The organism is Xylophilus sp. ASV27 (genome assembly GCF_016428875.1).
GTDB lineage: Bacteria > Pseudomonadota > Gammaproteobacteria > Burkholderiales > Burkholderiaceae_C > Xylophilus.
In genome coordinates, this window is sequence record NZ_JAELTO010000401.1 from 1 (window position 1) to 295 (window position 295).

Genomic DNA, 295 nt, shown 5'->3' on the forward strand with positions numbered 1-295 from the left:
TTGCGACAGCCCGAGCAGCAGCCCCGCGGCCAGGCTTGCCATCAGCCACCGGAACGCGGCCCTGGGCTGCGCCCGGCGCAGCACGAACCAGCCCCCGATGAAGGCGAAGCCCGCCGAGGCATGGCCCTGTCTCTTATACACATCTGACGCTGCCGACGAAGAGAACCTAGTGGGGGTGGGGGGGGGGGGGGGGGGGGGGGGGGGGGGGGGGGGGGGGGGGGGGGGGGGGGGGGGGGGGGGGGGGGGGGGGGGGGGGGGGGGGGGGGGGGGGGGGGGGGGGGGGGGGGGGGGGGGG

Annotated in this window: 1 protein-coding gene; it reads left to right on the forward strand. The window is 81.0% G+C overall.

Annotated elements, in window-relative coordinates:
* Nucleotides 1–97: 97 nt before the first annotated feature.
* The coding region (locus JHD63_RS23540) for a hypothetical protein (RefSeq protein ID WP_198973199.1) at nucleotides 98–295 on the forward strand (198 nt) is incomplete at its 3' end.